12 protein-coding genes and 1 tRNA gene are annotated in these 12632 nt (G+C 51.6%); 4 read left to right on the top strand and 9 right to left on the bottom strand.

All coding sequences use genetic code 11. From position 1 onward, the window contains the following. The first annotated feature begins 24 nt into the window (after nt 1-24). Nucleotides 25-100: transfer RNA gene (locus tag Q399_RS0102835), tRNA-Ala, on the top strand. Nucleotides 101-257: 157 nt separating this feature from the next. On the opposite strand, the gene Q399_RS0102830 is transcribed toward Q399_RS0102835, so the two are convergent. Further along, nucleotides 258-866 carry an arylesterase gene (locus Q399_RS0102830; RefSeq protein WP_031565282.1) on the bottom strand — a complete coding sequence of 203 codons (609 nt, stop codon included), beginning with the start codon at nt 864-866 and terminating at the stop codon, nt 258-260. Here Q399_RS0102830 and Q399_RS0102825 point away from each other — a divergent pair. Together Q399_RS0102825 and Q399_RS0102820 are read left to right on the top strand one after the other, a co-directional pair. After that, nucleotides 865-1581, top strand: coding sequence for an ABC transporter ATP-binding protein (locus Q399_RS0102825; protein ID WP_031565280.1), 717 nt, complete (start codon nt 865-867; stop codon nt 1579-1581). The two genes, Q399_RS0102830 and Q399_RS0102825, sit on opposite strands and share 2 nt — an antisense overlap. Then, nucleotides 1571-4114: an ABC transporter permease gene (locus Q399_RS0102820; protein WP_031565278.1), complete on the top strand. Its 2544-nt coding sequence runs from the start codon at nt 1571-1573 to the stop codon at nt 4112-4114. Before Q399_RS0102825 ends, Q399_RS0102820 begins: the two co-directional genes overlap by 11 nt. 7 nt (nt 4115-4121) lie before the next feature. Here the strand turns inward: Q399_RS0102820 and Q399_RS0102815 are convergent, their stop codons facing one another. From Q399_RS0102815 to Q399_RS0102800, 4 genes are all read right to left on the bottom strand, one after another. After that, entirely contained in the window at nt 4122-5015 is an 894-nt protein-coding gene (locus Q399_RS0102815; RefSeq protein ID WP_031565276.1) for a TIGR01777 family oxidoreductase, read from the bottom strand. Nucleotides 5016-5151: 136 nt separating this feature from the next. Beyond that, a complete protein-coding gene (locus tag Q399_RS0102810; RefSeq protein ID WP_031565274.1) occupies nt 5152-6471 on the bottom strand; it encodes an ATP-binding protein in 1320 nt (439 codons plus the stop codon). Further along, nucleotides 6468-7148, bottom strand: a complete 681-nt coding sequence (locus tag Q399_RS0102805) for a response regulator transcription factor (protein ID WP_031565272.1) — start codon at nt 7146-7148, stop codon at nt 6468-6470. Before Q399_RS0102805 ends, Q399_RS0102810 begins: the two co-directional genes overlap by 4 nt. A gap of 82 nt (nt 7149-7230) precedes the next feature. Further along, on the bottom strand, nt 7231-7731 hold the full coding sequence (locus tag Q399_RS0102800; RefSeq protein ID WP_031565269.1) for a glycine zipper 2TM domain-containing protein: 501 nt from the start codon (nt 7729-7731) through the stop codon (nt 7231-7233). A 220-nt stretch (nt 7732-7951) separates the two neighbouring features. Here Q399_RS0102800 and Q399_RS0102795 point away from each other — a divergent pair, with 220 nt between their 5' ends. Continuing rightward, complete coding sequence (locus Q399_RS0102795) at nt 7952-8272, top strand: ComEA family DNA-binding protein (protein ID WP_245612810.1); 321 nt, start codon at nt 7952-7954, stop codon at nt 8270-8272. Between the two features lie 97 nt (nt 8273-8369). Here Q399_RS0102795 and Q399_RS0102790 read toward each other — a convergent pair whose 3' ends face one another. The 4 genes from Q399_RS0102790 to Q399_RS0102775 all read right to left on the bottom strand — a co-directional run bounded on the left by Q399_RS0102790 (nt 8370) and on the right by Q399_RS0102775 (nt 12581). Continuing rightward, complete coding sequence (locus tag Q399_RS0102790) at nt 8370-9593, bottom strand: EAL and HDOD domain-containing protein (RefSeq protein WP_031565263.1); 1224 nt, start codon at nt 9591-9593, stop codon at nt 8370-8372. Between the two features lie 128 nt (nt 9594-9721). Beyond that, nucleotides 9722-11212, bottom strand: a complete 1491-nt coding sequence (gene putP, locus Q399_RS0102785; protein WP_031565261.1) for a sodium/proline symporter PutP — start codon at nt 11210-11212, stop codon at nt 9722-9724. Between the two features lie 156 nt (nt 11213-11368). Beyond that, nucleotides 11369-12079, bottom strand: coding sequence for a DUF3379 family protein (locus Q399_RS21350; protein ID WP_031565259.1), 711 nt, complete (start codon nt 12077-12079; stop codon nt 11369-11371). Then, nucleotides 12072-12581, bottom strand: a complete 510-nt coding sequence (locus tag Q399_RS0102775; protein WP_051685690.1) for a sigma-70 family RNA polymerase sigma factor — start codon at nt 12579-12581, stop codon at nt 12072-12074. Before Q399_RS0102775 ends, Q399_RS21350 begins: the two co-directional genes overlap by 8 nt. Between the last annotated feature and the right edge of the window lie 51 nt (nt 12582-12632).

Below are 12632 nucleotides of genomic sequence, written 5' to 3'. Positions count from 1 at the left end.
CTTTTGAACGTCAGTTCAGCGGATGGGGCTATAGCTCAGCTGGGAGAGCGCTTGCATGGCATGCAAGAGGTCAGCGGTTCGATCCCGCTTAGCTCCACCAAATCAAATCAGCAGTTTATTCTCCTACAGTGTACTGATGCGCATAAATGTATTTGGCGCGATTTTTCGATATCTTTTCTGAAACCAAAATTTCACTTCCCTGCCGCCACATCGGTGTGATGCAGTGTCAGGGTTTTGTCAATTCTGCCAATATCTCATTACATTTCTTCGATATACGGCAGCATCAAATCGCGGATAATGCCCTGAGCTTTAGCGTTGGGATGAATGCCGTCGGCTTGCATCAACTCTGGCTGTACGGCAATCTTGTCCATAAAGAACGGCCAGAGTTTGATTTGATGCTTTTGCGCAATGTCAGCATACACGCCGACAAACTGTTCAGTGTAACGTGGTCCGTAATTCGGTGGAATGCGTATCTGCATCAGCACCGGCGTAGCACCGGCGTTCTGGCTGAGCTTGATCAACTGCTCCAGGTTTTGCCGCAGGCGTGGCACTGGGAAACCGCGTAAGCCGTCATTACCGCCGATTTCGATTAGTACAACGGCCGGTTGATGTTGCTGTAACAGCGCAGGTAAACGGGCTAACGCACCGCCACTGGTTTCGCCGCTGATGCTGGCATTCTGAATACGCCACGGGGATTTTTTATCAACGAGGCGTTGCTGCAATAACACCGGCCAGCTTTGTTGTTGTGGCAATCCGTATCCGGCGCTCAGGCTATCGCCAACAATGAGTAATGTTTTTGTGGCGGCGGCAAATGCCGGCTGCACAGCAGATATCAACAGTACAAAAAATAGGAAGAACAATCGCATGTCAGTTACACCTGAGTTGTTTATTCAGACCCGCCAACTTTGTAAACAAGTCGCGTTACCGGGTAATACGCTGAATATCCTGACGGATATCAATCTGACAATCAACCGCGGTGACAGTGTGGCTATCGTCGGTGCTTCGGGCTCAGGCAAGTCTACATTGCTGGGACTTTTAGCCGGTTTGGATGTACCAAGCAGCGGTGAAGTTGTGCTGGCTGGGCAGCGGATTGACACCTTGAATGACGATGCCCGGGCTGAACTCAGGGCGCAGCATGTCGGCTTTGTTTTTCAGTCATTTTTATTATTGCCGGCATTGTCTGCGCTGGAAAATGTCACTTTACCGGCCGAGCTGGCGGGGCAGCGCGACGCCACCGCTCGCGGTAAACAATTGCTGGAGTTAGTTGGGCTCAGCGAACGCATGCACTTTTTCCCGGCGCAGTTATCTGGGGGCGAGCAGCAGCGGGTCGCCATAGCCCGCGCTTTTATTACCCAGCCTGCGATTTTATTCGCCGATGAGCCTTCAGCCAACCTCGACAGTGCGACCGGGCGGCGCGTGGAGGATTTATTGTTTGAACTGAACCGAAGCCAGGGCACGACCCTGGTGCTGGTGACGCATAATCCGCAGTTGGCGGCGCGTTGTCAGCGCCAGTTTCTGATGGACGCCGGCCGGCTGACTGAAGCCCTGCCAATGGCGGAGGGGCGCAGTCATGTGGGCTAAAGTGGCATGGCGCCTGTTCTGGCGTGAATTAAAAAATGGCGAATTGTGGGTTATCGCTTTTGCGCTGATGCTGGCCGTGCTGACGGTAGTTAGCCTCAGTGGTATTACTGATAGCGTGCGCAGTGCACTGATGCAGCGCAGCAGTAACTTCACCGCTGCTGACAAAGTGTTGCGCTCGAGTTCTCCATTTCAGCCGGAAATTCTGCAGCAGGCTGAGCAGCTTGGCCTGCAAACGGCACAGCAAATCCAGTTTAATACTATGTTGTTTGCCGGCGACAATATGCAGCTGGTGAACGTTAAAGCAGTCTCTTCGCAGTACCCGTTACGGGGAGAGTTGTTACTCGATACTGCGGCGGGCCAAAATTCGATTGTCGCGCCTGGGAGCGTTTATCTGGAAGCGCGGTTGGCGCAAATTCTGGCGGTGCGGGTCGGGGACCTGCTTGATGTCGGTGCAGCGAAGCTTAAAGTGGGCGGTATCATTCTGGAAGAGCCTGATGCACCACTGAATTTGTTTGGTGGTCAGCCCAGAGTAATGATGCATCTGTCTGACGTTGCTGCGACAGAAGTCATCCAACCGGGTAGCCGCATTTCTTATCGTTATCTGTTTGCTGGTAGTGAAGTCAAGCTCAAACAGCTCGAGACCGATATCAAGCCGCTGTTGAATGCCAATGACCGATGGCAGCAACTGGACCGGCAAAGTGCGGTTGGCAGTGCGCTGGATCGGGCCGAACGCTTTTTGTTGTTAGCTGGCCTGCTGGGCATAGTTCTGGCTGCCGCGGCAGCTGCAGTTGCGGCGAATCGCTATAGTCAGCGCCACCAGATGGCGGTCGCTGTGATTAAAGCTCTCGGTGTGACGGCGCCGCTGGCACGGAAAATCTATTTCAGCCATCTGGCATTGGTGACCGGCTTTGCCAGTCTGTGCGGTTTATTGCTCGGTTTGCTGGCGAATTTTGCCGTGCAGGGCATTCTTGGTCAGTGGATAGAAGGTTATCAGGCCGTATTCAGCAGCAAATCCGCCTGGTTAGGCATTTCTACCGCGCTGATTTGCTCCTTGCTGTTTTCGCTGCGACCGGTCTGGCGTTTAACCGCGGTGCCAGCTATCGAGGTCCTGCGTCAGCAAAATGGCGACAGTCGCATTGATTACTGGCAGCTACTCAGTGGCTCTGTGGCTGTGCTGGCATTGATGTGGCTATTTAGCGGCGACATCTGGCTGTCGGGCATGTTGTTTCTTGCCTGTGCTGGTTTCGGTTTATGTTTACTTGGGTTTGCCGCAGTGTTGGTACGGGTGGCAAAACCGATGGCCGCCGGGCAAAGCAGTGCGTTAAAACTGGCGCTTGCGAACCTGCGCCGGCGCCTGTGGCAAAATAGTTTTCAACTGATGACTTTTAGCCTGGCGTTGTTTTTAACGCTGGTGCTGTATTTCCTGCGTGCTGAATTACTGGAACAATGGAAACAACAAGTGCCGGAAAATGCGCCCAATCAGTTTTTGGTCAATATGACTGCGACTGAAAAAGACCAGATTGCGCAGCAGCTGCAGCAAGCCGGTTTAGCGACTGGTACTTTTTATCCGATGATTTCCGGTCGGGTATTGGCGGTCAATGGGGAAATGCTGCAGGAGCCGGAGCAAGATGATGGTGCAGCATCTCGCAGCAATCAAGCGTCGAAGCAGCAATCTTCTGAGCAATCAGCAGCGCAGCAGAGTACAGCTGAGCCGGCATCCGGGCGCCAGGGCTTTGGTCGCGAGCTGAATCTGAGTTGGTTGTCTGAACTGCCGGCCAATAACCAAATCACGGCTGGCCAGTGGTTTGATGGCCCGGCGCAAGTGTCGGTAGAACAGCAGCAAGCTGAGCGGCTGCAGCTGAAACTCGGTGACAAGCTGACTTTTGCTATCGGCGGTCAGCAATTTGACGCCACAGTCAGCAGTTTTCGCAAAGTGGACTGGAACAGCCTGCAGCCTAATTTCTTTATGCTGCTGAGTCCGGACCTGATGGAACATTTTCCGGCCACTTATCTTACCGCATTTTATCTGCCTGAAACGCAGCAATCGGTGTTGACCGCATTACTTAAACAGTTTCCGACCGTGTCGGTAATTTCAGTGGCGGTGATTTTACAGCAAGTGACTTCAATCATTGACCAGGTGTCGTTAGCGCTGACTTTGATCCTGATCCTGGTTTTTGCGGCCGCAGTATTGGTGCTGGTGGCGCAGGTGCAGGCAACTGTAGAACAGCGCGAGCAGGAGTTAGCAATCTTGCGCACGCTCGGCGCCCGTGGGCGCTTTCTACGCCAGGCCGTGTTGTATGAATTTGCCGCTTTAGGTCTATTGGCAGGAGTCTTTGCCACCATATTGGCAGAGGTACTGCTGGCGATAGTGCAGATGCGGATGTTCCAGTTGCCGTTTAACTTGCATCAAAGTCTGTGGGGCCTTGGGCCTGTCACGGGGGTTGTGCTGTTGACGGTACTCGGGGCTCTGTTGCTTCGGGGAATATTGCAACCCACGCCGGCGAGTCTGATCCGGCGTGCCTTGCATAACTAACACAACGCTACAGTTTCAGGGCGGCCAGCGCCGCTCTGAGCTGGTTGTAATGGAAACTGTAACCGGCATCGAGCAACCGTTTTGGATAAACTTGCTGACCAAACAGCAACAAGTCCGCCATTTCGCCAAACAGTAAACGCAGCGCAAAGGCCGGTAATGGCAGCAATTCAGGCTTGTGCAATCGCTCTGCCAACAACTTACTGAATTGTTGGTTCGTCACCGCCATCGGTGCTGTTGCATTGTAAATCCCATGACATTCAGTCTGTTGCAGTACAAAGTCGATGATCCCAAGCATGTCCTCCAGATGGATCCACGACATATATTGCTGGCCATCGCCGAGTTTACCACCAAGACCCAGCCGATACGCCGGTAGCATCCGGCCCAAAGCGCCGCCGTGATCCGACAGTACAATGCCTGTGCGTAAAATGCAGACTCGGGTTTTATCGGTCTGCGCGCGCATCGCCAGGTTCTCCCAACGCGCGCAGATATCATGACTGAAATCGGGATAAAAGCCGCTAAAGCTCTCATCTATGCAACCCGGATTTTGTCTGCCATAAAACCCAATCGCTGAGCCATTAATCAACAGCTGTGGTGGTGTTGTTGCCTGCAGAATAGCGCCGGCGATCTGCTCGGTCAGTTGCCAGCGGCTTTGGCAAATCCGCTCTTTTTGCGTTGCAGTCCAGCGTTTCGCTGCAATCGGCTCACCGGCCAGGTTTACGACAACATCCAGCTGATTGAAATCTACGTCATTGAGATTATTGACCCAGTGCAGCCCCGGGACAGACTGACGTTGCGCCTTCCCGACGTCCCGGCTCAGTCCAATCAGCTGATGCTGATGTTGCCAGCGCTGGCATAAAGCACTGCCGATGAGGCCAGTAGCACCGGTGAGCAGAATTCGCATAGGTATCTCCCGCATAAAAGCAACTGCCGCAAGGTACGGCAAAACCTGCCAGACAGATCAAGAGATTAGCAGTCAGTACACAGAGCACCAAGTGGTCAATTTGCTCATTGTTGTCAGGTCCGGCAACAAGCCGCTATTAATACTGATGCTGCGGGAAGACCAATGTGAAACAGGCGCCGCCCAATGCGCTTTGCGTTATCTCAAGACGGCCCTGATAGGATTGCGTCAGTTCATCGACGATAGACAGTCCGACACCATGGCCATCGGTGTATGTGTCCAGCCGGGTGCCGCGATTGAGCAGCTGGGCTTTTTTGTCAGCCGGCACACCAGGGCCATCATCCTCCACGCACAGCTGCAGCGGCTTGACCTGCACTGACAAGCGCACTTGCTGCCGGCACGCTTTGCTGGCGTTATCCAGCAAATTGCCAAGCATTTCCATCAAATCTGTTTCGTCGCCGCGAAACATCACCTGCGGCGGGCAGTCAAGCTGATAGCTGATCTGTTTATCGCGATAGATCTTCTGAAGTGCACTTTTCAGCTGCTCAACCACAGGGCTGACCGGGATTTGTTTTTGCCAGATGTCCTGTCCTGAGCTGCTGGCTCTTTTAAGCTGATGCTCAATCATCGCCGTGATGCGGTCAATCTGGTCCCTCAGTTCAGGTTGTTCCGCCATGGCTGAAGTTTTGAGCACAGCGACCGGGGTTTTTAACGCATGTGCCAGGTCGCTGAGATGATGGCGATATCGTTGCTTTTGCCGGTTCTGGTTATCGAGCAGTAAGTTTAAATCTTCTTTGATGGTTTGTAGTTCGCTGGGATATTGCTGTGTCAGCTGCTGTTGCTGGCCACTTTCCACCTGGCGGATCTCATGGTCCAGGGCCGACAACGGCCGGGTCGTCCAGTAATATGCCAGCAACATAATAAACGCCAGCACCAGCCCTATGCCAACAAACCAGCGCAACAGCGTTTTACGGAAACTTTGCATCGGCGCTTCTAATAGCCGGTCATCCTGCAAAATATGAATTGTCAGCGGCATACTGCGCTCACCCATATCAAACAACAAGGCAAAGGACAGGACCCAATAGGTTTTACCATCTTGTTCCAGCGCGACAAACTCGTGTTTGCCCGGCAGCATTTCATGGACCGGAGGGGTGAAAGCTTGGTTCAGCGAGGAGTCGGATTGCCAGATCAGTTTATCTTCCGACACTATGTAAGCACTGGTCCCGGAATCAGTGCGCAAAAAATCGGCCGGCAGAATGCTGTTATTGATTTCGACTACATCATTTTTACTGGAGAGTTCCGACAAGAATGAATAGAGGTGTACTTCCAGTTTTTGCTCGGTACTGGTCAGTAATTGGGCAAAAAATGCCCGTTCAATTGCCAGAAAAGACGCCGGCAGGATAAACACCAGCAGAACCAGGCAGACGATTGCCTGGCGCAGCTTCAGCGATAGTGTCATGCACCAACCGCCAGGTTAAAGCGATAACCGCGGCCTCTGAGTGTTTCAATCGGTTTCAGTTCACCATCCGGGTCGAGTTTTTTGCGTAAACGCAGCACAAATACTTCGATGACATTACTGTCGAGGTCAAAATCCTGATCGTAAATATGCTCAGTCAGTTCAGTTTTCGAGATCACTTTGGTTGGATTCAGCATGAAATACTCGAGGACTTTGTATTCATAAGCTGTTAACGGCACTTCTTCACCGTGGCACCAGACTTGTTGGGTCCGGCTGTTGAGGCTAATCGGGCCTGCACTGAGCGTCGGATCTGGCTGGCCAGCCGCACGCCGGATCAGCGCATTACAACGCGCCAGCAGTTCTTCCATATGAAAAGGCTTGGTCAGATAATCATCGGCGCCGGCGTCTAAGCCTTGTACTTTTTCCTGCCAGCTGCCGCGGGCTGTCAGTACAATGACGGGCGTTTTAATATCTTGCTGGCGCGCTTTGCGGATCAGAGACAAACCATCAAGCTTTGGCAGCCCGATATCGATGATCGCAAGATCATAAGGATACTCACTGATTTTAAAAAAACCATCTGAGCCATCATGGGATAAATCTACTGAAAATTGCTGCTGCATCAGGTGATTTTTCACTTGTTCAGCAAGTAGCGTTTCATCTTCAACAACCAGCACACGCATGGCATATCCTTATCTTCAGTAAAAATTAGTGTTCACAGTGTAAAGCAGTGCAGATCAGGCGCAAGGCCTGATCCGACAGAAGTTATTGATTGCGTGGTGGTTCTACCACAACAGGCATTTGAGCACCCGGGTCGCGGTCCATCAAAGTGGTATATTCGCGGTTATTCAGGATATAAGTAACCCGATAGCCATCAACCACACTTTGATATTCAACTTCAGTACCGGCCTGGTAACAAACCGTTTGTAGGTGCACGACGTCCTGACCATTTTGTTTGCCTACGTCATGGCCGATCGAACCACCTAACACAGCACCGGCAGCCATGCCGACTTTTTTATTTGAACTGTTATGCCCAATGGCATTACCGAGTGCGCCGCCAATGATAGCGCCGACGATAGTCGGTGTAGCGGAATCCGCTTCGCGCTGAACGACCTGACGCTCTTCACAGACGCGTTTAGGTTTATGAATTTCAATGGTTTTATATACGGGTTCTGATTTTGTGACATTTGCCATCACGTATTGTTTTTTGCCGTAATGGCCAGAGCAGGCGGTGATTAAAGGTAATAACAACAGCAAATAACGCATATGAAATTCTCCGACTGGATGATGGACTGACCTTAGCGTCCGCCAGCTTAACTTTAGCTGAATTATAAATTGCATTAAAATTAAACAAAAAGTTGCAAAATGGTAAATAAATACTAAGTTGAATAAACCAGACGTCGTCAGTGGTCCCGTCTGGTCCACAACGTCGGCAGACGAATTTGCCGGCTCCTTTTAACATGCTCTGAACAGCAAGGAAAGTCTGATGAACATGAAATCATTGTGGTTTGCACTTTGTGCAACGCTCGCCTGTATCTGCACTCAGCAAGCGAGTGCGGCCCTCAATAACCCGGTCAGCTCTGATCAGAAAACCGTGAATGCCGTGGTTGCCGCGAAGTTGGCGTTAAATAAAGCCGATCAGCAACAGTTAGAAGCTATTCCCGGAATTGGTGCAAAAAAAGCGCAGGCTATTTTGGACTATATTAAGCAAAACGGGCCAATCAAAGACAAAAAGCAGCTGATGGAAGTGAAAGGAATTGGTGAAAAAATGGCAGATCGCATCGCCAATTATGTCAGTTTCAGTTAGCTGAATCGCAGCCAGACAGTATTGATTGTCGGGGGGCCATCAATTTACTGATCTGTGACTGTTCACCGCCGTGGACCTGCGACACGGCGGTCATTTGTTATTCATCACCTAACACGCGCATTTGCTCGTTTGCCCATTGCACGGCCTCATGGTACTTGTCCGGCAACACTTTAGGGTCGAGCTTGAGCTTCGCAATAGCATCATTTGATTGTTGCCATTCCGCCCGTTCATAACACTTGACCAGCGCCAGATACTCGGTCAATAAGCCAGGTTCGCCAACTAATGCATCTTTAATGTCTTTGGACAGAGGCAATTTGGTCAGTACAGAAGACATTGGCTCATCCAGAATAGCGTCCATTAATGACATCATGCCGGTTAAAAAGGCTTTTGCGGTATCGGTTTGCCGGTGCAAAGTCGCGATACCTTCAGCAAACTTGGCTCTGGTCATCGCCAGCCGCATCAATTCTGCTGGTTTTTCACTGGAGACCTGCGCAGTGAACAGCACCGACAGAAACTTCTTCAATTCCGCCTGGCCGAGCACCACCAATGCCTGTTTAATGGTTTCGATTTCAGAACGCCGTTTAAACACCGCACTGTTGGAGTAACGCAGCAGTTTGTACGACAGATGAACGTCGCGTTCAAAGATGCTGGTGATCTGAGCCAGATCCATCTCTGATTTGGAGGTTTCGTACAACAGCTCTGCTAACGTCATCTGGGCCGGGGATAATGCCTTACTCTGCAGCATCTCAGGTTTGGAGAAGAAATAGCCCTGAAAATAGCTGAATCCCATATCTAATGCGTTCTGGAATTCAGCGTTGGTTTCTACTTTCTCAGCCAGTAATTTGATGTGCGGAAATGGCGTCACAGCCTGTAAGATTTGCTGAATAGTGTCAGCGTCGGTACTGCGAAAGTCGATTTTGATGATGTCGATAAAAGGATAGAAGTGGCGCCAGACCGGTTGATGGATATAGTCATCCAACGCAATCACATAACCTTGTTCTTTTAACTGTTGCACTTCGGACAGCAAACGTTTGCCGGGTTGCACCGTCTCCAGGATTTCAACGACTACCTGTTCCCGTGGCAGCAGGCTTGGGAACTTTTTCAGCAGCGTTTCCAGAGTGAAATTAATAAAACCAGGTTTGTCACCCAGAAAATCGTCAAGGCCGAAATTAAACTGACTGCCGGCAATCATCTTTGACGTGGCTTCGTCACCATCAATGTCCGGAAAGACATTGGCCAGGCCGTCACGAAATAATAACTCGTAGGCGTACAGGTTTTTTTCCCGATCAAGAATGGGCTGGCGGGCGGCGTAAAAGTACATAACTGCTTGTGTCCTCGGCATTTGCTCACTGAGCAATGTAGCAAAGAACCACGAGGGCTGGCTAATAAAATTTGTGGCTTTTTGTTGGGGGAAAAGTGCTCAGCCGTAAGGACTGAGCACTTGAAGAATCACTCAGTAAGCTGCTTTTCCAGCATGGCAAAATGCTGGTTGACGACAGCAGCCGGTGCTTTGGTTAACAGACTCACTATCAGTACAGCTAAAGTGGCAAAGAAGACTCCGGGCACCATGGCATAAAGATAGTCATTCAGTTGTTGCCCTTGAATCTGCAGTGGGCTAAACACCCAGAACAGCACGGTGCCGGCACCAACGACCATCCCAGCGAGTGCACCGGCTGTGGTCATCCGACGCCAATAGAGACTTATCAGGATCACCGGGCCAAAGGCAGCGCCAAATCCTGCCCAAGCATTGCCGACCAAATCCAGAATCGAGCTGCTGCGATCCAGCGCGATAGCAATGGCAACTACAGCCACCAATAACACCGACAAACGGCCCACCATCACCTGAGTTTTGTCAGAAGCTTGCTGATTCAAAAAGGTTTTGTAGAAATCCTGCGTCAGGGCACTCGAGGTTACCAACAGCTGGCTGGAAATGGTACTCATCACAGCAGCCAATAGAGCCGCCAGTAAAAATCCGGTGATAAAGGGATGAAACAGCACCTGCGACAGCATAATAAAAATGGTTTCAGGGTCCTTTAATGGTTGCTGTGTTTGATGCACATAGGCAATACCGACAAAGCCAGTCGCCACAGCGCCCAGCAACGAAATGATCATCCAGGACATGCCAACCCGGCGCGCCACCGGAAAGTCTTTCACTGAGCGGATAGCCATGAAGCGTACGATGATATGAGGCTGACCAAAATAACCGAAACCCCAGGCGAGCAGCGAAACAATACCCAGAGCACTGGTGCCGGTGAACAGGTCCAGATGGTTCGGATTGAGCGACTCGACAATAGTTAAAGTGGTGTTGAAATCGCCGACCACGTTTAATGCCACCATCGGTACCATCACCAACGCCAGAAACATAATGATGCCTTGCACAAAGTCGGTCATGCTGACCGCCAGAAAGCCACCCAGCAGGGTATAGGCAATCACCACCGAGACGGTCAGTGCCAGCCCGTAGAAATAATCCAGCTGGAACACACTTTCAAATAGTTTGCCGCCGGCTACTACGCCAGATGCGGTATACAGCGTGAAGAACACGACAATAACCAATGCGGAAATCAGCCGAAGCAAGCGGGTTTTGTCGGCAAATCGGTGTTCGAAGTAATCTGGCAGCGTAATAGAGTCGTTAGCGATTTCGGTGTAGAGGCGAAAGCGGGGGGCTAAGAACAAATAATTCGCCCAAGCGCCTAAAATCAGACCAACGGCCAGCCAGATTTGTGAGATCCCCGCGGCGTACAGGGCGCCGGGCAAACCCATTAACAGCCAACCGCTCATATCTGAAGCGCCGGCGGATAACGCTGTGATCCCAGGGCCCAATTTACGTCCGCCCAGCATATATTCGGACAAGTTACTGCTGGACTGCCGATAGGCATAAAGTCCGATAGCGAGCATTGCGATGAAATAGATCGCAAGTGCAAGGATGGTACCTGTTTCCACTGAAATTCCTCGACCTGTTGATTATTGTTTTGGTGCCGTTGCGGTGTATGCAAAGTGGGGCAGCGCCGCAGCTCTTGGCGCCGCCATGCTAACAATAGTCCATGCACAGAACCAGCAGTTTTCTGTGAACTGCTGGTTGGCTGCTACCAATAGCGGTCAAATGTTAAAACGAAGTGACTTCTCCAGCATCGCACTCGTCGCTGCCAGTAGTTGCGGTTGCTCCGCGACCAGCACCAGGCGGTGTTGCAACTTCGTTACCGCCTGACCAAAAAAACGCGCATCGGCGAACTGCGCAGGTTCTATCTGCTCTGGCGTGATAAGGCCTGGTTGTGCAGATCCTGGCACAACGAACAGTGTCACGGCTGCCCCATCGATGTCGAGCACCAGATGTAAAGAACGGACACCGTCAAAGTCACAGAAACGGGCATATCGGACCGGCACAGGGAATTCGGCGTGGATGCCGAGCTGACTGAACATCGGACTTATATCCGCCTGGCTTAACAACGCTTCTGCCCGCAGCGCCGCCATCTCATGGTAGACATGGGACAGCGCATGTTGTCCGAGGTCGGTCGGCCCGTTTTGCAGCGGCTGCTGCCAATACAAGACACTGACGAGCAGTGCTGCAGCAGTTGCGTACGGCAAAGGCCGTTGGTACCAGCGCTTTTGCATCGGCAACATGCGCTGATTTAACAGCACCCGCTCAACCAGTTGTGGTGGCACTTCGATGGCTAATTGTTGGCGCAAGTTGTCATCAAGTGCCTGCAGTTCCTGCTGTAGCTGTTGCAGCTGCGGCTGGTCCAGTAATTCCTCAGCGCTGACACTGCGTGGGTCTTCATATAAAGCCCGGCGTAACGAAAGCTTATCCATGGGATGGTACTCCTGCGGCTTCAGGTTGCAGTCTGGCGCGTAACTGAGCGCGGCCGCGAAAAAGTCGGGTATTCACAGTGTTCAGATTGAGTTGCAGTACAGTCGCTATCTCGTCGCCGGTCATACCCAGCAATAGCTGCATCACTAAGGGCTCCCGATAGTCTTGCGGTAGTCCAAGGATCAGCCGGTGCAGTCGATCGGTGGCGACACTCTGTTCCGGCGATTGATGCAGGTCCTCCAGGCTATCCTGTTCGACATCACTGTACTCAAACTGCTTACGTTCAAAGCGTCGGGCGTTTTCATGGCGCAATATGGTTAACAGCCAGGCTTTGGCTGCCTTGGCTTCCTGCAGTTGTGAAAGATTTTTCCAGGCCCGGAGCAGGGTATCCTGCACCAGATCCTCGGCGATGCTTTTAGAGTGGCATAGCCAGTAGGCGTAGCGATATAAATCCGGCGTGTAAGCACGGACCAGCGCTTCATAACGTTGTTGGGCGTGGCTCATTTGCGCTCCGCAAAATAAAACATCACCACAAAGACCGGCTGGCCTGCGATT

The organism is Rheinheimera texasensis DSM 17496, from assembly GCF_000711985.1.
Classification (GTDB): Bacteria; Pseudomonadota; Gammaproteobacteria; order Enterobacterales; family Alteromonadaceae; genus Pararheinheimera; species Pararheinheimera texasensis.
The sequence above is the reverse complement of the archived record's forward strand: the minus strand, read 5'-3'. Positions and strand labels throughout refer to the sequence as shown.

What these genes read in the sequence shown, in the direction of transcription:
- Q399_RS0102810 (WP_031565274.1), bottom strand. Translation starts at nt 6,471, where the DNA reads ATGACACTATCGCTGAAGCTGCGCCAGGCAATCGTCTGCCTGGTTCTG.
- Q399_RS21350 (WP_031565259.1), bottom strand. Translation starts at nt 12,079, where the DNA reads ATGGATAAGCTTTCGTTACGCCGGGCTTTATATGAAGACCCACGCAGT.
- Q399_RS0102820 (WP_031565278.1), top strand. Translation starts at nt 1,571, where the DNA reads ATGTGGGCTAAAGTGGCATGGCGCCTGTTCTGGCGTGAATTAAAAAAT.
- Q399_RS0102805 (WP_031565272.1), bottom strand. Translation starts at nt 7,148, where the DNA reads ATGCGTGTGCTGGTTGTTGAAGATGAAACGCTACTTGCTGAACAAGTG.
- Q399_RS0102815 (WP_031565276.1), bottom strand. Translation starts at nt 5,015, where the DNA reads ATGCGAATTCTGCTCACCGGTGCTACTGGCCTCATCGGCAGTGCTTTA.
- Q399_RS0102775 (WP_051685690.1), bottom strand. Translation starts at nt 12,581, where the DNA reads ATGAGCCACGCCCAACAACGTTATGAAGCGCTGGTCCGTGCTTACACG.
- Q399_RS0102800 (WP_031565269.1), bottom strand. Translation starts at nt 7,731, where the DNA reads ATGCGTTATTTGCTGTTGTTATTACCTTTAATCACCGCCTGCTCTGGC.
- Q399_RS0102825 (WP_031565280.1), top strand. Translation starts at nt 865, where the DNA reads ATGTCAGTTACACCTGAGTTGTTTATTCAGACCCGCCAACTTTGTAAA.
- Q399_RS0102790 (WP_031565263.1), bottom strand. Translation starts at nt 9,593, where the DNA reads ATGTACTTTTACGCCGCCCGCCAGCCCATTCTTGATCGGGAAAAAAAC.
- Q399_RS0102830 (WP_031565282.1), bottom strand. Translation starts at nt 866, where the DNA reads ATGCGATTGTTCTTCCTATTTTTTGTACTGTTGATATCTGCTGTGCAG.
- Q399_RS0102795 (WP_245612810.1), top strand. Translation starts at nt 7,952, where the DNA reads ATGAACATGAAATCATTGTGGTTTGCACTTTGTGCAACGCTCGCCTGT.